Source organism: Pseudomonas sp. NPDC087029 (assembly GCF_044745345.1).
Classification (GTDB): Bacteria; Pseudomonadota; Gammaproteobacteria; order Pseudomonadales; family Pseudomonadaceae; genus Aquipseudomonas; species Aquipseudomonas faucium.
Window position 1 is genome coordinate 34908 of sequence record NZ_JBIVAB010000021.1, and the last position, 19883, is coordinate 54790.

Annotated in this window: 19 protein-coding genes and 1 pseudogene; 15 read left to right on the plus strand and 5 right to left on the minus strand. The window is 64.1% G+C overall.

The features are described from left to right. The first annotated feature begins 17 nt into the window (after positions 1–17). Positions 18–845: a phosphonoacetaldehyde hydrolase gene (phnX, locus tag ACIPG5_RS23540; RefSeq protein ID WP_176516307.1), complete on the plus strand. Its 828-nt coding sequence runs from the start codon at positions 18–20 to the stop codon at positions 843–845. Positions 846–941: 96 nt separating this feature from the next. On the opposite strand, the gene ACIPG5_RS23545 is transcribed toward phnX, so the two are convergent. After that, positions 942–1502, minus strand: coding sequence for an NADPH-dependent FMN reductase (locus ACIPG5_RS23545; RefSeq protein WP_176516309.1), 561 nt, complete (start codon positions 1500–1502; stop codon positions 942–944). A gap of 156 nt (positions 1503–1658) precedes the next feature. Here ACIPG5_RS23545 and ACIPG5_RS23550 point away from each other — a divergent pair, with 156 nt between their 5' ends. Beyond that, positions 1659–1877 (plus strand): hypothetical protein, encoded by a 219-nt coding sequence (locus ACIPG5_RS23550; protein WP_176516311.1) that lies wholly within the window; start codon positions 1659–1661, stop codon positions 1875–1877. Here ACIPG5_RS23550 and ACIPG5_RS23555 read toward each other — a convergent pair. From ACIPG5_RS23555 to ACIPG5_RS23570, 4 genes are all read right to left on the minus strand, one after another. Next, positions 1861–4110: an Orn/Lys/Arg decarboxylase N-terminal domain-containing protein gene (locus ACIPG5_RS23555; RefSeq protein WP_401378491.1), complete on the minus strand. Its 2250-nt coding sequence runs from the start codon at positions 4108–4110 to the stop codon at positions 1861–1863. The two genes, ACIPG5_RS23550 and ACIPG5_RS23555, sit on opposite strands and share 17 nt — an antisense overlap. Before the next feature lie 151 nt (positions 4111–4261). Further along, positions 4262–5020, minus strand: coding sequence for a DNA polymerase III subunit epsilon (dnaQ, locus tag ACIPG5_RS23560; protein WP_286912706.1), 759 nt, complete (start codon positions 5018–5020; stop codon positions 4262–4264). Positions 5021–5071: 51 nt separating this feature from the next. Beyond that, the gene (rnhA, locus tag ACIPG5_RS23565) at positions 5072–5518 is read right to left on the minus strand and encodes a ribonuclease HI (protein WP_176516318.1); all 447 of its coding nucleotides are present in this window, start codon (positions 5516–5518) and stop codon (positions 5072–5074) included. A 13-nt stretch (positions 5519–5531) separates the two neighbouring features. Further along, a complete protein-coding gene (locus ACIPG5_RS23570; RefSeq protein ID WP_236237396.1) occupies positions 5532–6305 on the minus strand; it encodes a class I SAM-dependent methyltransferase in 774 nt (257 codons plus the stop codon). Between the two features lie 85 nt (positions 6306–6390). Here ACIPG5_RS23570 and gloB point away from each other — a divergent pair, with 85 nt between their 5' ends. From gloB to ACIPG5_RS23635, 13 genes and pseudogenes are all read left to right on the plus strand, one after another. Beyond that, positions 6391–7170 carry a hydroxyacylglutathione hydrolase gene (gene gloB / locus ACIPG5_RS23575; RefSeq protein WP_401378493.1) on the plus strand — a complete coding sequence of 260 codons (780 nt, stop codon included), beginning with the start codon at positions 6391–6393 and terminating at the stop codon, positions 7168–7170. A gap of 100 nt (positions 7171–7270) precedes the next feature. After that, positions 7271–8686 carry a transglycosylase SLT domain-containing protein gene (locus tag ACIPG5_RS23580; protein ID WP_401378494.1) on the plus strand — a complete coding sequence of 472 codons (1416 nt, stop codon included), beginning with the start codon at positions 7271–7273 and terminating at the stop codon, positions 8684–8686. Between the two features lie 120 nt (positions 8687–8806). Then, on the plus strand, positions 8807–10636 hold the full coding sequence (locus tag ACIPG5_RS23585; RefSeq protein ID WP_236237394.1) for an extracellular solute-binding protein: 1830 nt from the start codon (positions 8807–8809) through the stop codon (positions 10634–10636). Beyond that, entirely contained in the window at positions 10633–12468 is a 1836-nt protein-coding gene (locus ACIPG5_RS23590; RefSeq protein ID WP_401378497.1) for an extracellular solute-binding protein, read from the plus strand. The genes ACIPG5_RS23585 and ACIPG5_RS23590 overlap by 4 nt, the downstream gene beginning before the upstream one ends. Position 12469: 1 nt before the next feature. After that, positions 12470–13543 carry a microcin C ABC transporter permease YejB gene (locus tag ACIPG5_RS23595; protein WP_176516327.1) on the plus strand — a complete coding sequence of 358 codons (1074 nt, stop codon included), beginning with the start codon at positions 12470–12472 and terminating at the stop codon, positions 13541–13543. Position 13544: 1 nt separating this feature from the next. Continuing rightward, complete coding sequence (locus ACIPG5_RS23600; RefSeq protein ID WP_176516328.1) at positions 13545–14564, plus strand: ABC transporter permease; 1020 nt, start codon at positions 13545–13547, stop codon at positions 14562–14564. A gap of 1 nt (position 14565) precedes the next feature. After that, entirely contained in the window at positions 14566–16185 is a 1620-nt protein-coding gene (locus ACIPG5_RS23605; protein WP_286914862.1) for an ABC transporter ATP-binding protein, read from the plus strand. Between the two features lie 287 nt (positions 16186–16472). Continuing rightward, on the plus strand, positions 16473–16712 hold the full coding sequence (locus tag ACIPG5_RS23610; RefSeq protein WP_176516330.1) for a hypothetical protein: 240 nt from the start codon (positions 16473–16475) through the stop codon (positions 16710–16712). Between the two features lie 137 nt (positions 16713–16849). Continuing rightward, positions 16850–17122, plus strand: a pseudogene (locus ACIPG5_RS23615) (DUF3077 domain-containing protein). A 109-nt stretch (positions 17123–17231) separates the two neighbouring features. Then, positions 17232–17699, plus strand: coding sequence for a helix-turn-helix domain-containing protein (locus ACIPG5_RS23620; RefSeq protein WP_401378500.1), 468 nt, complete (start codon positions 17232–17234; stop codon positions 17697–17699). Then, positions 17696–18271: a PIN domain-containing protein gene (locus tag ACIPG5_RS23625; RefSeq protein WP_401378502.1), complete on the plus strand. Its 576-nt coding sequence runs from the start codon at positions 17696–17698 to the stop codon at positions 18269–18271. Before ACIPG5_RS23620 ends, ACIPG5_RS23625 begins: the two co-directional genes overlap by 4 nt. A 114-nt stretch (positions 18272–18385) precedes the next feature. Further along, positions 18386–18901, plus strand: coding sequence for a sigma-70 family RNA polymerase sigma factor (locus ACIPG5_RS23630; RefSeq protein ID WP_236237391.1), 516 nt, complete (start codon positions 18386–18388; stop codon positions 18899–18901). Next, positions 18898–19860, plus strand: a complete 963-nt coding sequence (locus tag ACIPG5_RS23635; protein ID WP_401378504.1) for a FecR domain-containing protein — start codon at positions 18898–18900, stop codon at positions 19858–19860. The genes ACIPG5_RS23630 and ACIPG5_RS23635 overlap by 4 nt, the downstream gene beginning before the upstream one ends. Positions 19861–19883 lie beyond the last annotated feature (23 nt).

A 19883-nucleotide genomic window follows, 5' to 3' on the forward strand; every position in this document is an offset into this window, starting at 1 on the left:
TTCAGGAAAACGCGCACATGAACTACAGCAATCCTACCCAGCTGCAAGCCGCCATCCTCGACTGGGCCGGCACCGTGGTCGACTTCGGCTCCTTCGCCCCAACCCAGATCTTCGTCGAAGCCTTCGCCGAGTTCGACGTGCAGGTATCGATCGAAGAAGCCCGAGGCCCGATGGGCATGGGCAAGTGGGACCACATCCGCACCCTGTGCGACGTGCCGGAAATCGCCGAGCGCTACCGCAAGGTGTTCGGCCGCACCCCGACCGACGATGATGTCACAGCCATCTACAACCGCTTCATGCCGCTGCAGATCGAGAAGATCGCCGTGCATTCGGCGCTGATCCCAGGTGCCCTGGACACCCTCACCGGCCTGCGCCAGGAAGGCCTCAAGATCGGCTCGTGCTCGGGCTACCCGAAGGTGGTGATGGACAAGGTGGTGGAGCTGGCGGCCAAGAACGGCTATGTCGCCGACCACGTGGTGGCCACCGATGAAACCCCCAATGGCCGCCCATGGCCGGCCCAGGCACTGGCCAACGTGATTGCCCTGGGCATCGATGACGTGGCGGCGTGCGTGAAGGTCGACGACACCGTGCCGGGGATTCTGGAAGGCCGCCGTGCCGGCATGTGGACCGTGGCCCTGGTGTGCTCGGGCAATGCCCTGGGGTTGACCTGGGAGGAATATCAGGCGGTGAGCGCCGAGAAGCTGGAAAGCGAGCGCAAGCGCATTCACAAGCTGTTCGAAGGGTCGCGCCCGCACTACCTGATCGACACCATCAATGATCTGCCTGAGGTGATTGCCGACATCAACCGGCGGTTGGCCAAGGGTGAGATGCCGCAGGCGTTCTGATAGCGCGGCGTTGCAACCATCGCCGGCAAGCCGGCTCCCACAGGCATTGCACATACCTTTACCCGTGGGAGCCGGCTTGCCGGCGATAGGGCCCTGTCAGGCGGCCCGATTGAGCTTCACCCAGGAGGCGAACTTGTCGATGAAGCCCTGCAGGAACGGCCGGGTCTTGTCGTTGAGCTTGCCACTGTCATCGAACAGGCTCGCCGCGCCGCCCAGATACGCCTCTGGCATCTGCATGCAGGGCATGTCGAGAAACACCAGCGACTGGCGCAAGGCATGGTTGGCGCCAAAGCCGCCAATCGCCCCCGGCGACACACTCACCACCGCCGCAGGCTTACCACCCCAGGCGCTCTGCCCGTAAGGGCGCGAGCCCACATCGATGGCATTTTTCAGGCAGCCGGGCACCGAGCGGTTGTACTCCGGGGTGGCGAACAGCACCGCGTCGCTGCGGCGGATCTCATCGCGAAAACGCTTCCATGGCTCGGGCACGCCCGCCGCCTCGACATCCTCGTTGTACAGCGGCAGGTCGCCGATTTCGACGATCTTCAAGGCAAGGCTGGACGGTGCCAGCTCTGAAAGGGCGCGGGCCACCTTGCGGTTGTAGGAGTCCTTGCGCAAGCTGCCGACGACAACCGCTACCGAATACACCTGGCTCATGGCGATTTCCAACCTTTGCGGGCTAAAGAGACGTTGTAGTTATAGATGACCGTTCCTCGGCGCTTAGGTTTTTTTTGCCGTAGGCGAAAACTCCGGCGGGGATGCACGGTCTATCGCTGCAGACATTTCCTACGTATTTCAGAGGTTTTCACCTAAATGGCAGCAGTAATGGTCGGCCAATTCCACGCCCGAGACGCCGAAGGCCGCATCTACCCCGTTCACGAGTTCCAGGAGTCGACCCTGCAGACCGACGGCAGCGCCCTGGGCGCGCCGATCACCACCTATCGCCTGGCCATTGGCGACCGCGTCAACCACCTGGGTGAGGACCGTTTCGAGCTGGCCCGCACTGGCGTGGAGATCATTCGCATTCCTTGATGCAGTCCACCGTGTACTGGCCGCTCTCGTTCTGCAGGCCATGCACATCGGCGACAAAGCCCGGGAAACCACTGTTGAAGGCCCGGGCGAACGCCAGGTAGTCGAGGATCGAGCGCGTGGTTTCGGTGAACCGCTCGCCCGGCATGATCAGCGGGATGCCCGGCGGGTACGGCACCAGCATCACCGCCGCGACCCGGCCCAGCAACGCCTCGATCGGCACTGCCTCCACCTCCCCGCGCACCATCAGGTCGTAGGCCCGCGCCGGGGTCATGGCCACCTGCGGCAAACGCGTGAACAGGCGCTTGAGCTGCTTGGCCGTGGCATTGCTGCGGTAGCAGGCGTGCAGCTGGTCGCACAGATCCTGCAGGCCCATGCCCTGGTAACGAGCCCCATCGACCGCGACGATGCTCGGCAGGCAGCTGCCGAGCGACGTGTTGGCATCGTAATGGCGCTTGAACTCCAGCAGCTCGGTCAGCAGCGTGCTCCACTTGCCCTTGGTGATGCCCATCGAGAACAGCACCAGGAAGCTGTACAGCCCGGTCTTCTCCACCACCAGGCCACGCTCCCAGAGAAACTTGCTGACCACCGCCGCCGGTATGCCGTGCTCGCCCAGTACGCCGCCGGCGCTGAGGCCTGGCATCACCAGGGTCACCTTCAGCGGGTCGAGCAGCACATAGTCCGGCGCCACCTCGCCAAACCCGTGCCACTCGGCGCGCGGCTGCAGCAGCCAATCGGCGGCATCGAGGCGCTGGATGCCCTCCGCCGCCGGCGGCTGCCAGATGCTGAACCACCAGTCATCGGCGGCGATATGCTCGCGCAAATTGGCCAGGGCACGGCGAAAGCTCAAGGCCTCGTCGAACATCTCCTGCAACAGCGAGTGCCCCGCCGGCCCTTCCATCATCGCCGACGCCACATCCAGCGACGCGATGATGCTGTACTGCGGCGAAGTGGAGATATGCATCATGAAGGCTTCGTTGAAACGGTCGCGATCGAGCTGGCGCTTGGCGCCATCCTGCACATGAATCATGGACGCCTGGCTGAAGGCGGCGAGCAGCTTGTGGGTGGAGTGGGTGCTGAACACCAGCGGGCTCTGCGCGTTGCACGTGGTGCCCATGGCGTAGCGTTCGGCGAAGAAGGCATGAAATGCGGCATAGGCGAACCAGGCCTCGTCGAAATGCAGCACCTCGACGCTAGGGCCCAGCACCTGCTTGATCAGGCCGGCGTGATAGCACAGGCCGTCGTAGGTGGAATTGGTCACCACAGCCAGCTTGATTCGCGGTTCACGCCCCTGCGCCAGCGGGTTGGCGTGGATTTTTGCCTGGATCGCCTCGGGCGTGAACTCGCTGAGCGGTATCGGCCCGATGATGCCCAGCTCGTTGCGCTCGGGGCACAGGTAAAGCGGGATGGCACCGGTCATGATGATGGCGTGCACCACCGACTTGTGGCAGTTGCGGTCCACCAGCACCAGGTCGTCGCGGCCGACCATCGCATGCCAGACGATCTTGTTGGCGGTGGAGGTGCCGTTGATCACGAAGAAGGTGTGGTCGGCGCCGAAGTTTCGCGCCGCGCGTGCCTCGGCCTGGGCCAGCGGGCCGGTGTGATCGAGCAGCGAGCCCAGTTCGGGCACCGACACGGACAAGTCCGAGCGCAGCGTATTTTCCCCGAAGAACTGGTGGAATGCCTGGCCCACCGGGCTTTTGCGGTAGGCCACGCCACCGCCGTGGCCTGGGGTATGCCAGGAATAGTTGGACTGCGCGGTGTGCTGGACCAGGGCTTTGAAGAACGGCGGCAACAGGCCGTCGAGGTAATTGTGCGCAGCCCGCGCCACCTGCCGGGCCAGGAACGGCACAGTGTCTTCGAACAGATAAAGGATGCCGCGTAGCTGGTTCAGCTCGCCCATGGCCTCGGCGGGGGCATTTTCCAGGGTCACCTGCTCGCCCAGGGCGAAGATTGGCAGGTCGGGCGCCCGCGCGCGCGCCAGGCGGATGAGCTCGGCGATGTTTTCCAGCAGGTGGGTGTTAGCGCCGACGCCTTCGGCAGCGATCAGCATGCAGGCCAGGCCGTGGTGGGTGGCGGCGACCAGGCGCGCTTCGGCGTGGTCTGCAGCGGCGAGGATGGCGAAGCCGTCCTGGCTCAGTTCGTCGGCGATGCCACGGATGCGCTCGCCGGCGACGCTGTCGGCCTTGATGGCGCGGTGGACGATGAGGATGGGGAACTTGAGGTCCTTGTACATCAGGCTGCTACCTCCGAAGGACGGATCGTCCCTCTCAGGGTAGTAGAGCCTGATGGTTACAGCGGCGGCCCTGTCGCCGGCAAGCCGGCTCCCACAGGTAACCCATTGTGGGAGCCGGCTTGCCCGCGATAGGGCCGCTACTGCCTGTAAATCAACCGGCCGGCGTCTCGGTCAATGCCTGCCACATCGAAGGCCCACCCGCCGACTTGGCAATCGCCGCCAAGCGCTCGGCATGCGCCTCCAATTCCTCGGCATTGGCCATGATCACCCGCCCTGGCGCCCGGCCTGCGATCCGGCGAATTTCACTGCCCCCACTGCCCTGCCCATCGTTGTCGCCATCAGCCCCATGCCCGGCCAGCGAAAGGCTGGTCTGGCCCCCGGTCATCGCCAGGTAGACGTCCGCCAGCAACTCGGAGTCGAGCAACGCGCCGTGCAGGTCGCGGCCGGAGTTGTCGATGTCGTAGCGTTTGCACAGTGCGTCGAGGCTGTTGCGCTGCCCCGGGTGACGGGCACGCGCCAGCAGCAGGGTGTCGAGGATGGTGCAGTGCTGGGCGATGTCGGCGCGCTCGCGCTGGCCCAGCAGGGCGAATTCGTTGTTGATGAAGCCAACGTCGAACGCCGCGTTGTGGATGACCAGCGTGGCGCCCTGGATGAACTCGAAGAACTCCTGGGCGACCTCGGCGAAGCGTGGCTTGCCCACCAGGAAGGCATCGGTGATGCCGTGGACGTTGATCGCGCCCTCGTCGCTTTCGCGGTCAGGCTGCAGGTAGACGTGGAAGTGCCGCCCGGTCAGGCGCCGGCCGATGACCTCGACGCAGCCGATCTCGATGATCCGGTGGCCTTCGCTGACCGGCATGCCCGTGGTTTCGGTATCGAGAATGACGAACCGCTTATCTTGCTGCTGCTCCACGCGGGGCGCTCCAACTTGCATCAATTACAGAGCCGCGGATTGTACCCCAGCTCAGCGCTTGGCGCGCACTTCCTCGACGCCACGGTTGGCCAGCTGGTCGGCACGCTCGTTGCCGGGGTGGCCGATATGACCGCGCACCCACTTCCAGGTGACCTTGTGGCGGTTGACCTGCTCATCGAGCAGCTGCCACAGGTCGGCATTTTTCACCGGCTCCTTGGCGGCCGTCTTCCAGCCGCGCTTCTTCCAGTTGACCATCCATTCGTTGATGCCCTTCATCACGTACTGCGAGTCGGTGGTCAGCACCACCTCGCATTCGCGCTTGAGCGCCATCAGCCCCTGGATCGCCGCCATCAGTTCCATGCGGTTGTTGGTGGTTTCGCGCTCGCCGCCCCACAGTTCCTTCTCGACGCCCTTGTAGATCAGCAGGACGCCCCAGCCGCCCGGGCCAGGGTTGCCCTTGCAGGCACCATCGGTATACAGCTCGACGCTTTCGCTCATGTACCACTCATGTTCAGTGCTTTTCGGTATCGGGGTTGACGGCGGTGCGGTTGACCTTGGCCAACGGCAACGGCAGCAGCTTGCCCATCGGTTCGCGGCGCTCCGGGCGCAACGGCCGCAGGCCGACCACCATCTTGCGCGCCACCAGCAGGTAGACCCCGCCACCCGAGCTCTGCCAGCCACCCGCCAGCCGTTCCCAGCCCGCCAGGCGTTGTTGCCAGGCCGGCGAGGCAAGCGGCGGACGATAGCACCCGAAGCGGCGTTTCTCCAGCGCGAAGCCCAGCAGGTTGAGCCAGTCGCCGACCCGCGACGGTGAAATGCAACGCGCCTTGCGCAGCGCGCCGTGGCTGAAGAAATGGCGCATGCCCCAGCTGCTCCAGGGGTTGATGCCAACGATCAGCAAGTGCCCGCCCGGGCGCACGGCACTGGCGGCTTCACGCAGCAGGCCATGGGGCGACAGGCAGAAATCCAGGCCATGCTGCAGCACCACCACGTCGGCGGCATGCTCGCTCAGTGGCCAGGCCTGCTCTTCGCAGACGATTTCCACCCCCGGCAGCGGCGCGCCCAGGCGCACGTTGCGCTGCACCTGGGGGGCGCTGGGCGGGGCGTCGGCGCAGGGGCCGTAATGCACCAGGTAACCGCCGAAGAAGCGCCCGAGCTCTTCTTCCAGCAGTTTTTCCTCTTCCTTGAGCATCAACTGGCCGAGTGGGCCGTTGAACCATTCACGGGCCAGGCTGATCAGCTCGACCCAGTCTGGGTCGGCCTGGGCAAAGGCTTGGTCGGTCATTGCGCTCTCCCTCGAAGGTTCTCGCACCGCGCCATCGCGGCTAAGATGCCCTCATGTGCCACGCTAGGCGAATCGGATCCGCACCATGATACAGATCGATGCTCTCCCCGCTTTCTCCGACAACTACATCTGGTTGTTACAGGATACTGCCAAACGCCGTTGCGCGGTGGTCGATCCCGGCGACGCCGGCCCAGTGGAAGGCTGGTTGGCTGCCCACCCCGGCTGGGTGCTGGACGACATCCTGGTCACCCACCACCACAACGACCACGTCGGCGGTGTCGAACGGCTCAAGCAGCTGACCGGCGCCCGCGTCTGTGGCCCGGCCAACGAGCGCATTCCCTGCCGCGACCTGGCGCTGGACGACGGCGACCAGGTCAGCGTGCTGGGCGTGACCTTCAAGGTGCTTGCCGTGCCGGGCCACACCCTGGGCCATATCGCCTTTTTCAGCGATCAGCCGGCCACCCCCGTGCTGTTCAGCGGCGACACCCTGTTCGCGGCCGGCTGCGGGCGAATGTTCGAAGGCACGCCGCAGCAGATGCAGCCAGCCCTGGCCCGCCTGGCGGCGCTGCCGGAGAACACCGAGGTGTATTGCGCCCACGAATACACCTTGAGCAACCTGCGTTTTGCCAAGGCCGTGGAACCTAGCAACCCGCACGTTCAGCAACGGTTCGAAGACGTTACCCGTTTACGTGCGGAAAATCGCATCACATTGCCATCAACGATTGGCCTGGAGCGCCTGACCAACCCCTTCTTGCGCACCTCTGAAACATTAGTTAAACAAAAAGCAGACGAATGGAAGGGACATTCAAACGACTCGCAGGTCACTGTTTTTGCTGCCTTGAGGTCTTGGAAGGACACCTTCTGATAACCTCAAGATATATCGCAACAGGCTGACAACGGTTGACCCGGCCGGGAGCGGTTTCTAGAATCGCCGAAATTTTTTGCCCGGAAACCTGTCCCCGCCGATGTCTTCCCGTAGCCGCAGAACCGCTCATTCAGTCGCCCTGACGCGCCTGGCCCAAATCAGTGCGCTGGCGCTGGCCGCCACCCTGGTGGGCTGCCAGAGCACCCGTCAGGTCGACGAAGCCGACAGCGTTCGCGCGCACAACTACCAGGCGCGGATCAAGCACAAACCGGCCCCGCTGGCGATCAAGCCTGCCGAGCCGCCGCAGGATGTGTGGGAGCGCATGCGCCAGGGCTTCGTGCTGCAGGACAGCATCGACGTCAACCCGCGCATCGAGCAGCAGCGCCTGTGGTTCGCCAGCAACCCGACCTTCCTGGAAAGTGCCGGCGAGCGCGGCAGCCTCTACCTGCACTACATCGTCGAGCGCCTCGAAGAGCGCGACATGCCGCTGGAGCTGGCACTGCTGCCGGCCATCGAAAGCGCCTACAACCCGATGGCCTACTCGCGCGCCCACGCCGCCGGCATGTGGCAGTTCATCCCCTCCACGGGGCGCCACTTCAACCTGCGCCAGACCAACTTCTATGACGGGCGCCGCGACATCACCGCGTCGACCAACGCCGCGCTGGACTACCTAACCCGCCTGCACGACATGTTCAACGGCGACTGGCTGCTGGCCCTGGCCGCCTACAACGCCGGCGAAGGCACCGTCAGCCGCGCCATCGAGCGCAACGAACGGCTCGGCCTGCCCACCGACTACTGGAACCTGCCCCTGCCGCAGGAAACCCGCGACTACGTGCCCAAGCTGCTGGCCCTGTCGCAGGTGGTCATGACCCCCGAGGCCTACGGCGTAAACCTCAACCCGATCGCCAACGAGCCCTACTTCGAGGCAGTCGTCATCAACGAACGCCTCGACCTGTCGCGGGTGGCTGCCTTCGCCAACATCGACGAAGACGAGCTGATCCAGCTCAACCCGGCGTTCAAGAAGCGCATGACCGTGGACGGCCCCAAGCAACTGCTGGTGCCGACCGCCAAGGCGCAGTTGCTGACCGACCTCAAGCCCGAGCAGATCGTCAGCCTGCAGCCGAACAAGGCAGTGTTCGAACGCGCCATCGCCGAAGCCAAGGCGCCGGCCACGGCGCGCAGCTACCGGGTCAAGCGCGGCGACAACCTGAGCAGCATCGCCCAGGCCAACCGGGTGTCGGTCAAGGACATCCAGCGCTGGAACAGGTTGCCGGGCAACCGGGTAAAAGCCGGCCAGGTACTGGCCCTGCGTGGCAGCAGCGCGCCAAGCGCTGCGGGCAACCGGGTAGCGGCCGCCGGCAAGCGTTCGACCCAGTACAAGGTGCGCAAGGGCGACTCCCTGTATTTGGTTGCCAAACGTTTCAACGTCGAGATGCAGCACCTCAAGCGCTGGAATCCGCGCAGCGGGCATGCGCTCAAGCCAGGGCAGACACTGACCGTCTACCTGTCACATTGATGTGAATTCCGGGGCCGCACAGCGGCCCTCTTCATTCCCCCGGACACACCCTTTTTCCAACCCCGCCAAGCTGTTACTGTACCCCGACCAAAGCCCAACGCCCCTGGATCGGATGCCGACTTGATACGTCCCCTCCTGCTGTCACTCAGCCTGGCCTTGAGCTTTCCCGCAGCCGCGATGGTGAGCGAAAGCCACGGATACGCGCAGTTCGGCACGCTCAAGTACCCAGCCACCTTCACCCACTTCGACTGGGTCAACCCGCAAGCGCCCAAGGGCGGCACCTTGCGGGCCATGGCATTCGGCACCTTCGACACGCTCAACCCCTACACCTTCAAGGGCACAAGCCCGGTGACCACGCCAAACTTTTTGCAGTATGGCGTCAGCGAGCTGAACGAAACGCTGATGGTCGGCACCGGCCAGTACGACCCGTCCGGTGACGAAGCCACCTCCAGTTACGGCCTGATCGCGCGTTCGGTCGAATACAGCGAGGATCGCAGCTGGGTGGTGTTCAACCTGCGCCCGGAAGCGCGCTGGCACGACGGCAAGCCGATCACCTCGGCGGATGTGGCCTTTACCTACCGCACCCTGCTCAAGGAAGGCCACCCGATCTACCGCACCAACCTGCAGGAAGTGCAGCGCGTCGACATACTCGGCCCGTTGCGCATCCGCTTCGTCTTCAAGCGCGCCGGCAACCCGCTGCTGATCCTGCGCCTGGGCGAAATGCCGGTGCTGCCCAAGCACTACTGGCAAGGCCGCGACTTCCAAGCCACCACCTTCGAGCCACCGCTGGGCAGCGGCCCCTACCGCATCACCCAGGTGCAGCCGGGCCGGCGCCTGGTGTTCGAGCGGGTGAAGAACTACTGGGGCAAGGACCTGGCAGTCAACCGCGGCAAGTACAACTTCAAGCGCGTCGAATTCGAGTTCTACCGCGATGCCACGGTGGCCTTCGAAGCGTTCAAGGCCGGCGAGTTCGACATCTATATCGAGCACCAGGCGAAGAACTGGGCCAACGGCTACAACTTCCCCGCCGTGCGCCGGGGCGAGGTGATCAAGGCGCAGATCCCGCACCGCATCCCGACCCAGACCCAAGGCCTGTTCATGAACAGCCGCCGCGCCAGCTTCAGCGATGCGCGGGTGCGCCAGGCGCTGGGCCTGATGCTCGACTTCGAGTGGACCAACCGCGCCCTGTTCAGCAGCGCCTACCGCCGCTCGACCAGCTATTACCCCAACAGCGAGTTCGCCGCTGCCGGCGTGCCCACCGGCAAGGAATGGCTGCTGCTGGCGCCATTTCGCGACCAGCTGCCGGACAAGCTGTTCACCCAGCCCTACCAGGTCAGCCACACCGACGGGCGCGGCATCAGCCGCCAGACCCTGCGCCAGGCCCTGACCCTGCTCGGCCAGGCCGGCTGGAAGCTCGACGGCCAGCGCCTGGTGGACAGCAAGGGCCGGCAACTGCGCCTGGAATTGCTGCTGGTGAACCCCAACCTCGAACGTATCCTGCAGCCCTATGTCGAAAACCTCGCGAGCATCGGCATCGATGCCCACCTGCGCACCGTGGACCGTGCCCAGTACAAGCAACGCCTGGACCAGTTCGACTTCGACATGATCCTGATGACCCTCAACCAGACCTTGAGCCCAGGCCTCGAACAGTGGCTGTACTTCCACTCGAGCCAAGCCTCGACCAAGGGCAGCAAGAACTATGCTGGGGTCAAGGACCCGGTGGTCGACCACCTGCTCGATACCTTGCTCGCCGCGCGCACCCGCGACGACCAGGTCGCCGCCGCCCGCGCCCTGGACCGGGTGCTTTCATGGCAGTACTACATGATCCCCAACTGGTATCTCGACAATCACCGCCTGGCCTACCGCAACCGGTTCGCCTTCGTCACCACGCCGCCCTACACCCTCGGGCTGAACAGCTGGTGGATAAAGCCTTCGGAGAAAGCCAAATGATGCCCATGCCCCGCCTGCGCCAGCTGGCCGGCAGCCTGTTGCTCGCCTGCCTGAGCCTGCCGGCCCTGGCCGCGCCCCAACACGCGCTGACCCTGTACGACGAGGCGCCGAAATACCCGGCCGACTTCAAGCACTTCGCCTTCGTCAACCCCGACGCGCCCAAGGGCGGGACCTTCCGCCAGTCCAGCTTCGGCGGCTTCGACAGCCTCAACCCGTTCATCAACAAGGGTGTATCGGCCGAGAACGTCAGCGCCATCTACGACACCCTGATGCGCCAGAGCCTGGACGAACCCTTCACCGAATACGGCCTGGTCGCCGGCAAGATCGAAAAGGCCCCGGACAACAGCTGGGTGCGCTTCTACCTGCGCCCCGAGGCACGCTTCCACGACGGCCAGCCGATGCGCGCCGAAGACGTGGTGTTCACCTTCAACGCCCTGATCAAGGACGGCGCCCCGCTGTACCGCCAGTACTACGCCGACGTCGCCGAAGTGGTCGCCGAAGACCCGCTGCGCGTGCTGTTCAAGTTCAAGCACAAGAACAACCGCGAATTGCCGCTGATCCTCGGCCAGCTGCCGGTGCTGCCCAAGCACTGGTACGAGGGCCGCGACTTCAACCGCGGCAACCTGGAAATCCCGCTGGGCAGCGGCCCCTACAAGATCGCCGAGGTCAAGGCCGGCCGCTCGATCCGCTACGAGCGGGTCAAGGACTACTGGGCCAAGGACCTGCCGATCAACCGCGGCTTCTACAACTTCGACGTGATGACCTTCGATTCCTACCGCGACAACACCGTCGCCCTCGAAGCGCTCAAGGCCGGCCAGTTCGACTATGGCCTGGAGACCAGCGCGAAGAACTGGGCCACCGCCTACAACGTGCCGGCGGTGCGCGATGGCCGGCTGGTCAAGGAAGAGCTGCCCAACGGCAACCCCACCGGCATGCAGGGCTTCATCTTCAACCTGCGCAAGCCGGTGTTCCAGGACATCCGCGTGCGCCATGCGCTGAGCCTGCTGCTGGACTTCGAGTGGACCAACAAGCAGCTGTTCAACGGCGCCTACACCCGCACCGGCAGCTACTTCGAGAACTCCGAGATGGCCGCCAGGGGCCTGCCCAGCGCGGATGAGCTGAAAATCCTCGAACCGCTGCGCGGCAAGGTGCCCGAGCAGGTGTTCGGCGAGGCCTTCCACAACCCGGTCACCGACGGCAGCGGCATGATCCGCGAGCAACAGCGCCAGGCCTACAAGCTGCTGCAGGAAGCCGGCTGGAAGATCGTCGACGACAAGATGGTCGACAAGGATGGCAAGCCGGTGTCGATCGAGTTCCTGCTGGCGCAGACCGAGTTCGAACGCATCCTGCTGCCGTTCAAGCGCAACCTCGCCGACCTTGGCATCGACCTGAACATTCGCCGCGTCGACGTCTCGCAGTACATCACCCGCCTGCGCTCGCGCGACTTCGACATGATCGTCGGCGGCTACCCGCAATCCAACTCGCCGGGCAACGAGCAGCGCGAGTTCTGGAGCAGCGCCGCCGCCGACAACCCCGGCAGCCGCAACTTCATCGGCCTGCGCGACCCGGCCATCGACCAACTGGTCGAACAGCTGATCAACGCCGACTCGCGCCAGAGCCTGATCGACCACACCCGCGCCCTCGACCGCGTGCTGCTGTGGGGCTACTACGTGATCCCCAACTGGCACATCAAGACCTGGCGCGTGGCCTACTGGAACCACATCGGCCACCCCAAGGTGTCGCCCAAGTACGACATCGGCATCGACACCTGGTGGATCAAACCGGGCGTCACCCCGGCAGTGGTCGACGCACCTGCGCAAGAGGCCAACTGACATGCTGGCCTATATCCTGCGCCGCCTGCTGCTGATCATCCCCACCCTGTTCGGCATCCTGGTCATCAACTTCATCATCGTCCAGGCCGCCCCCGGCGGCCCGGTGGAGCAGATGATCGCCAAGCTCGAAGGCTTCGAGGGCGCCACCAGCCGCATCGCCGGTGGCGGCGCCGAAGTGTCGGTGGCCGGCTCCAACTACCGCGGCGCCCAGGGCCTGGACCCGGCATTGATCGCCGAAATCGAGCGCATGTACGGCTTCGACAAGTCGCCGCCCGAGCGCCTGTGGATCATGGTCAAGAACTACGCCCAGCTGGATTTTGGCGACAGCTTCTTCCGTGACGCCAAGGTCATCGACCTGATCGTCGAGAAGATGCCGGTGTCGATCTCGCTGGGGCTGTGGAGCACCCTGATCATGTACCTGGTGTCGATCCCGCTGGGCATCGCCAAGGCAGTGCGCCACGGCAGCCACTTCGACGTCTGGACCAGTTCGGCGATCATCGTCGGCTACGCCATCCCCGCGTTCCTGTTCGCCATCCTGCTGATCGTGCTGTTCGCCGGCGGCAGCTACTTCGACTGGTTCCCGCTGCGCGGGCTGACCTCCAACAACTTCGACGAGCTGTCCACCACCGGCAAGGTGCTCGACTACTTCTGGCACCTGGTTCTGCCGATCACCGCGCTGGTGATCGGCAACTTCGCCACCATGACCTTGCTGACCAAGAACAGCTTCCTCGACGAGATCAACAAGCAGTACGTGGTCACCGCCAAGGCCAAGGGCCTGAGCCGCCCGCGGGTGTTGTACGGGCATGTGTTCCGCAACGCCATGCTGCTGGTGATCGCCGGCTTCCCGTCGGCCTTCATCGGCATCTTCTTCACAGGCTCGCTGCTGATCGAGGTGATCTTCTCCCTCGATGGCCTGGGCCTGATGAGCTTCGAAGCGGCGATCAACCGCGACTACCCGGTGGTCTTCGGCACCCTGTTCATCTTCACCCTGCTGGGGCTGGTGGTGAAACTGATCGGCGACCTGACCTACACCCTGGTCGATCCGCGCATCGACTTCGCCAGCCGGGAGCACTGACATGGCCTTGTCCCCTCTCAACCGCCGGCGCTTCGAGCGCTTCAAGGCCAACCGCCGTGGCTGGTGGTCGCTGTGGCTGTTCCTGATCCTGTTCGGCCTGAGCCTGGGCGCCGAGCTGATCGCCAACGACAAGCCGATCGCCGTGCGCTACGACGGCCAGTGGTACTTCCCGGCGTTCAAGCGCTACCCGGAAACCACCTTCGGCGGCGAATTCCCGCTGGAGGCCAACTACAAGAGCCCGTACATCCGCGAACTTTTGGCCAACAAAGACAGCTTCGTGCTGTGGGCACCGATCCCGTTCAGCTACCAGAGCATCAACTACGACCTGCGCGTGCCGGCCCCGGCGCCGCCATCGGCGGACAACTGGCTGGGCACCGACGACCAGGGCCGCGACGTGCTGGCGCGGGTGATCTACGGCTTTCGTATTTCGGTGCTGTTCGCCCTGACCCTGACTATCCTCAGCTCCATCGTCGGCGTCATCGCCGGCGCCTTGCAGGGCTTCTACGGCGGCTGGGTGGACCTGGCCGGCCAGCGCTTCCTGGAAATCTGGTCGGGCTTGCCGGTGTTGTACCTCCTGATCATCCTCGCAAGCTTCGTGCAGCCCAACTTCTGGTGGCTGCTGGGCATCATGTTGCTGTTCTCGTGGATGAGCCTGGTGGACGTGGTGCGCGCCGAGTTCCTGCGCGGGCGCAACCTGGAATACGTGCGCGCGGCCCGGGCCCTGGGCATGCGCAATGGCGCGATCATGTACCGGCACATCCTGCCCAACGCGATGATCTCGACCATGACCTTCATGCCGTTCATCCTCACCGGCGCCATCGGGACCCTCACCGCGCTGGATTTCCTGGGCTTCGGCCTGCCGCCGGGCGCCCCTTCGCTGGGTGAACTGGTGGCCCAGGGCAAGTCCAACCTGCAGGCGCCGTGGCTTGGCATCAGTGCCTTTGCCGTGCTGGCGATCATGTTGAGCTTGCTGGTGTTCATCGGCGAATCCGCCCGCGATGCCTTCGACCCGAGGAAGTGAAATGAGCGAACAGAACTTGATCGAAGTGCGCGACCTGGCCGTGGAGTTCGTCACCGGCGAGCAGGTCAACCGCGTGGTCGACGGCGTCAGCTTCGACATCCGCAAGGGCGAAACGCTGGCCCTGGTGGGCGAGAGCGGCTCGGGCAAGTCGGTGACCGCCCACTCGATCCTGCGCCTGCTGCCCTACCCCCTGGCCCGCCACCCCAGCGGCAGCATCCGCTTCGAGGGCAAGGATTTGCTGCAGCAGAACGAAAAAGCCTTGCAGCGCATCCGCGGCAACCGCATCGCCATGATCTTCCAGGAGCCGATGACCTCGCTGAACCCGCTGCACTGCATCGAGAAGCAGATCAACGAAATCCTCCTGCTGCACAAGGGCCTCACCGGCAAGGAAGCGACCGCGCGCACCCTGGAGCTGCTGGAGATGGTCGGCATCCCCCACCCGCGCAAGCGCCTCAAGGCCCTGCCACACGAGCTGTCCGGCGGCCAGCGCCAGCGGGTGATGATCGCCATGGCCCTGGCCAACGAGCCGGACCTGCTGATCGCCGACGAACCGACCACCGCGCTCGACGTGACCGTGCAGCTGAAGATCCTCGACCTGCTCAAGGAACTGCAGGCGCGCCTGGGCATGGCCTTGCTGCTGATCAGCCATGACCTCAACCTGGTGCGGCGGATTGCCCACCGCGTGTGCGTGATGCAGCGCGGGCAGATCGTCGAGCAGGCCGATTGCGCGACGCTGTTCAGCGCGCCGCAGCATCACTACACGCAGATGCTGATCAACGCCGAGCCCAGCGGTTTGCCCGCGCACAACCCAGTGGGCTCGCCGCTGCTGGAAGTGAACGACCTGAAGGTGTGGTTCCCGATCAAGAAGGGCTTGCTACGGCGTACCGTCGACCATGTGAAGGCGGTGGACGGCATCAATTTCAGCCTGCCACAGGGGCAGACCCTGGGCATCGTCGGCGAGTCCGGATCAGGCAAGTCCACCCTTGGGCTGGCAATCTTGCGCCTGATTTCCAGCCGCGGCGGCATTCGCTTCCACGGGCAGGCGCTGGAAGGCATGAACCAGAAGCAAGTGCGGCCACTGCGGCGGGAAATGCAGGTGGTGTTCCAGGACCCGTTCGGCAGCCTCAGCCCGCGCATGTGCGTGGCCGATATCGTTGGCGAGGGCTTGCGCATCCACCGCATCGGCACGCCTGCCGAGCAGGAGGCCGCGATCATCGCGGCGCTCGAAGAGGTGGGCCTGGACCCGCGCACACGCCACCGCTACCCCCACGAGTTTTCCGGCGGCCAGCGCCAGCGCATCGCCATTGCCCGGGCGCTGGTGTTGAAACCTGCGCTGATTCTGCTGGATGAGCCGACCTCGGCGCTGGACCGCACGGTGCAGCGTCAGGTGGTGGAGCTGCTGCGCAACCTGCAGCAGAAATACAACCTGACCTACCTGTTCATCAGCCATGACCTGGCGGTGGTCAAGGCGCTGAGCCACCAATTGATGGTGATCAAGCATGGGCAGGTGGTGGAACAGGGGGACGCGCAGGCGATCTTCCATGCGCCGCAGCATGCCTATACCCAGCAGTTGCTGGAGGCGGCGTTCTTGCAGCCGAATGGGGAAAGGAATCAGTTTTAAGCTCTATTTTGTAGGACGTTTCCCAAAGATACTCCTACCGCCATTTTCCCGTTGCGGTCGTTCTGGTCGGGCCCTAGGCTCGGTGGGTCGTTGCTTGGCGACGATATTCGGCTTTGACAGGCCGTGATGGGACATGGCTTTCAGCACGTCTTTATGGCGGCTGTACGTGCGGGCACGCTTGCGTGCGCCGGAACTTGCTATGTCCACCGGTCTGTCAACCCACGTACAGCTGCCACCCTTCTGTTTGACAGCAGGCAGGTGGCGGCGCCCATAAAAGGACATATGCAATGTTAAAGATCGTTCCCGATCCACCGCACATCCACACCTTCGAAGACACCCTCATCCAGGCTGCGGACTACGCCCTCTGCGCACAGACCGTGATACATCAGGCCCTTCAACTGCAGCCCAAATCCCCCGCTTCGATCCTGATGATGGCCTCCATGCATGAGGTTGAGGCGCTGCGCGTCATGCTCGAGTCCATGTTGATCCAGGTGCAGATGCCGGCTGAGCCGCAGACTTCGCACTAGGCATCAGTGATGTGCTGACTGGGCTGGCCTCATCGCCGGCAAGCCGGCTCCCACAGGTGCTGCGCGGCCCCCTGTAGGAGCTGGCTTGCCAGCGATGAGGCCAGCACAAGCAGCAAAGATTTCAGGGAGATCAAACAATGACCACAGATACCACCCACTTCACCGTTGGCAAAACCACCTTCTTCCAGGGCGCAAACCAGACCCACCCGCTGTTTCGCATCGAGCCCGGCATCCCCTGCCACAACGCCCGCGAACAAGCCTCCGAGCTGATGGGCTACGTGCGCGACATGACCCTCGCCGGCCTGATGGACGACAACCCCCAACTGTAATGGGCCTCGCACTACCTCAGCGCGCTGGCCAAGGCCCTGATGGATGATGCCGAGCTGGGCATGGCGCACCAAGGCAACTGATGAAGGGGGCGTTTCGTTTATTGCGATTTTCGAATATTTCGAATATAACTCGAAGCCATGCATTTGCGTAGACGCAACGCCCCCTACCGATAGAGCTCTGGAGACACCCATGACCACCGCCAACCTCCCTCGCAATGTACTTCCCGATGAGAAAGAGATTGCCGTGGCTGTCGAATCCAGCCGCACCCTGGCCGCTTTCCTGTCGACCAAATCAGAAACCCAACGGATTGAGCTGCTCAACGAAGAGAATCAGCGCCAGGTCGTCGAGGTTCCTACCTTTGCGCTTCGCTTGTTCGGCGAAATCCTCAGTGAGCTGGCACTGGGCAACTCCGTCAAAGTGGTACCGATCCACGCAGAACTGACGACCCAGGAGGCTGCCGACTTGCTCAACGTCTCTCGCCCGCACCTGGTCAAACTGCTGGACGAAGCCGTCATTCCACACACCAAGACTGGCCGCCATCGGCGGGTAAAGTTTTCTGATCTGGTTGCCTACAAAGACAAGCGAGATGAGGCCAGCCGCAGCGCACTGGACGCGCTTGCGGCGCAAGCCCAAGACTTGAGGATGGGGTACGAATGAAGCATTCGCCCTTCACTGCACTCTACGACGCCAACGTTCTCTATCCCGCCCCCTTGCGCGATTTGCTGATGAACCTTGCTCTGACTGGCGTTTACCGCGCACGCTGGTCGGCAAACATTCACGAGGAGTGGAAGCGCAACCTGCTGCTCAATCGCCCGGACTTGACCCGCACGCAGGTGGACCGCACCTCAGCGCTCATGGACGCTGCGGTGCCAGATGCTCTCGTTACCGACTACGAGCCGCTGGTCGAGGGGCTGGACCTACCAGATGTAGAAGACCGCCATGTCCTCGCAGCTGCGATCAAATGCAACGCCTCGGTCATCGTCACGTTCAACCTCAAGGATTTTCCCGCCTCCGTGCTGGGCAGTTTCGATATCGAACCACTCCATCCCGACGACTTCATCGCCGACCTGTGGGACCTGGACAAGGCAGCAGTGCTTGAAGCGGCCCAACGCCAACGAATGTCGTTGAAGACCCCACCTCACAGCGTGCAGGAGTATCTGGACAGGTTGCTTCAGCAGAAGCTGCCCGAGTCTGTAAAACTGCTCTCGGAGTTTAAATTTCTCATCTGAGCACGCGTTTGCGCCCAGCGCTCTGGCTCAGGTTGAAGCACCACCCCTCTTGCCAACAAACCACCTCCCACACGACAATAAGATTCATTACCAGTCGCGAACCATTCCATCATCATGCCCGCCAACGATCTCTCCCTGCGCAGCGCCGTCAACGACCTGTACTGCGAGCACCACGGCTGGCTTCATGGGTGGCTGCGCAAGCGCCTGGGCAATGGCTTCGATGCCGCCGACCTGGCACAGGACACCTTCGTGCGGGTGATCAAGGCGCGTAGCGCGCTGGAGATTCGCGAGCCGCGCCCGTACCTGTCGCGCATCGCCAAGGGCTTGCTGATCGACCTGTTCCGCCGACGCTCGCTGGAACAGGCCTACCTCGAAGCCCTGGCCGCACTGCCGGAGGCGGTACACCCTTCGCTGGAAGAGCAGGCGATCCTGCTGCAGGCACTGGTGGAGATCGACCGGCTGCTGCAAGGGCTGGGGGCCAAGGTCAAGCAGGTGTTCATGCTGTCGCAGTTCGACGGCCTCACCTACCCGCAGATCGCCGAGCAGCTGAACATCAGCGTGCGCAGCGTCAACAACTACATGGCCAAGGCCATGGAGCATTGCTGCCTGATGCAGTTGCAACAGGCATGAGCCTTTCGCCTGCCGAGTTGAAGGCAATCAGCATGGCCGCGCGCTGGTACGCGCAGCTGCAGTCTGGCGTTGCCACCGATGCCCAGCGCCGCGCCTGGAACGACTGGCTGCTCGCCGACCCGGTACACCGCCAAGCCTGGCAACGCATCGCCGCCGTGGGCGAACAGATGGCGAGCGTGCCCGCTGCCCTGGCCGCGCCCGCCTTGCGCGGGGCCGATCGCTCTCGCCGGCAACTGCTGCGCAGCGTGATCGTGCTGGTGCCTGCGACGTCGCTGGGCTGGCTGGCCTGGCGCAGCGACAGCTCCCAGCGGCTGCGTGCCGACTACCGTACCGCCGTGGGTGAGCGCCGCGAGTTTCGGCTGGCGGATGGCAGCTTGTTGCTGCTCAACACCGACACGTCGGTGAACCTCAAGTACGACGGCCAGCAGCGCGTGCTGGAACTGCTGCGCGGTGAAATCCTGGTGGCCACGGCCTCAGACCCACTGCAGCGGCCCTTCAAGGTACACACCCGGCATGGCGTGGTGCGGGCGCTGGGCACGCGCTTCATCGTCCGCAGCCAAGCCCTGGGTAGCGAGGTGGCCGTGCTGGAGAAGGCAGTTGAGGTCAAGGCCGCCGGCGCAGGGCTGGCAGTACGCCTGGAGGCGGGCCAATCCACTGCGTTCGACGGCCGTTCGATAGGGCCGATAATGCCCAATGACGCATCCGTGGGGGCCTGGCAGCAAGGCAGCATCATCGCCCTCGATCGGCCTCTGGGCGAGTTGCTGGCAGACCTGTCGCGCTATCGCCCCGGGGTGCTGCGTTGCGACCCGCGGATCGCGCAGTTGAAGATTTCCGGCGCCTTCCCCATCGATGACACCGACCTGGCACTCGCCGCGCTGGAAAGCGGATTTGCGCTGCGTGTCACGCGCTACAGCCGCTACTGGGTCAACGTGTCGCCACCTGCCACGCAGCTGTCCTGAAAAAACCTTCCAGGCTTTTGCAC

Excerpts from the sequence above, each read along its gene's own strand:
- ACIPG5_RS23600 (WP_176516328.1), top strand. The coding sequence starts at position 13,545 with ATGGCCTTGTCCCCTCTCAACCGCCGGCGCTTCGAGCGCTTCAAGGCC.
- ACIPG5_RS23620 (WP_401378500.1), top strand. The coding sequence starts at position 17,232 with ATGACCACCGCCAACCTCCCTCGCAATGTACTTCCCGATGAGAAAGAG.
- ACIPG5_RS23550 (WP_176516311.1), top strand. The coding sequence starts at position 1,659 with ATGGCAGCAGTAATGGTCGGCCAATTCCACGCCCGAGACGCCGAAGGC.
- ACIPG5_RS23580 (WP_401378494.1), top strand. The coding sequence starts at position 7,271 with ATGTCTTCCCGTAGCCGCAGAACCGCTCATTCAGTCGCCCTGACGCGC.
- ACIPG5_RS23545 (WP_176516309.1), bottom strand. The coding sequence starts at position 1,502 with ATGAGCCAGGTGTATTCGGTAGCGGTTGTCGTCGGCAGCTTGCGCAAG.
- ACIPG5_RS23625 (WP_401378502.1), top strand. The coding sequence starts at position 17,696 with ATGAAGCATTCGCCCTTCACTGCACTCTACGACGCCAACGTTCTCTAT.
- ACIPG5_RS23630 (WP_236237391.1), top strand. The coding sequence starts at position 18,386 with ATGCCCGCCAACGATCTCTCCCTGCGCAGCGCCGTCAACGACCTGTAC.
- ACIPG5_RS23595 (WP_176516327.1), top strand. The coding sequence starts at position 12,470 with ATGCTGGCCTATATCCTGCGCCGCCTGCTGCTGATCATCCCCACCCTG.
- rnhA (WP_176516318.1), bottom strand. The coding sequence starts at position 5,518 with ATGAGCGAAAGCGTCGAGCTGTATACCGATGGTGCCTGCAAGGGCAAC.
- ACIPG5_RS23570 (WP_236237396.1), bottom strand. The coding sequence starts at position 6,305 with ATGACCGACCAAGCCTTTGCCCAGGCCGACCCAGACTGGGTCGAGCTG.
- ACIPG5_RS23635 (WP_401378504.1), top strand. The coding sequence starts at position 18,898 with ATGAGCCTTTCGCCTGCCGAGTTGAAGGCAATCAGCATGGCCGCGCGC.
- ACIPG5_RS23605 (WP_286914862.1), top strand. The coding sequence starts at position 14,566 with ATGAGCGAACAGAACTTGATCGAAGTGCGCGACCTGGCCGTGGAGTTC.
- phnX (WP_176516307.1), top strand. The coding sequence starts at position 18 with ATGAACTACAGCAATCCTACCCAGCTGCAAGCCGCCATCCTCGACTGG.
- gloB (WP_401378493.1), top strand. The coding sequence starts at position 6,391 with ATGATACAGATCGATGCTCTCCCCGCTTTCTCCGACAACTACATCTGG.
- ACIPG5_RS23555 (WP_401378491.1), bottom strand. The coding sequence starts at position 4,110 with ATGTACAAGGACCTCAAGTTCCCCATCCTCATCGTCCACCGCGCCATC.
- ACIPG5_RS23610 (WP_176516330.1), top strand. The coding sequence starts at position 16,473 with ATGTTAAAGATCGTTCCCGATCCACCGCACATCCACACCTTCGAAGAC.
- ACIPG5_RS23590 (WP_401378497.1), top strand. The coding sequence starts at position 10,633 with ATGATGCCCATGCCCCGCCTGCGCCAGCTGGCCGGCAGCCTGTTGCTC.